The organism is Alicyclobacillus hesperidum subsp. aegles (assembly GCF_027923525.1).
GTDB classification, from domain to species: domain Bacteria; phylum Bacillota; class Bacilli; order Alicyclobacillales; family Alicyclobacillaceae; genus Alicyclobacillus; species Alicyclobacillus aegles.
Window position 1 is genome coordinate 1 of the sequence record NZ_BSBJ01000074.1, and the last position, 295, is coordinate 295.

At 58.6% G+C, this 295-nt stretch carries 1 rRNA gene; it reads right to left on the bottom strand.

The annotated features are described in order from the left end of the window. Positions 1-295, bottom strand: a 23S ribosomal RNA gene (locus QMF38_RS14595); the annotation flags it as partial.

Sequence of the window (295 nt, forward strand, 5' to 3'; positions counted from 1 at the left end):
AGTTCCTTAACGAGAGTTCTCCCGCGCGCCTTCGTGTTCTCCACGCGCCCACCTGTGTCGGTTTCCGGTACGGGCACCTGCTGCATCGCTAGAGGCTTTTCTCGGCAGTGTGAACTCTGGGACTTCGGTACTGTCCTTCCCTCCCCATCACAGCTCACGAATCCCAGGATGCGCATTTCACTACATCCCTCGCTCGCTGCTTGGACGGCCTCTTCCATCCGGCCGCTTCCCTCATCCTCCTGCGTCACCCCTTCGCTCAATCGCTCTCGGTGGTACAGGAATTTCAACCTGTTGT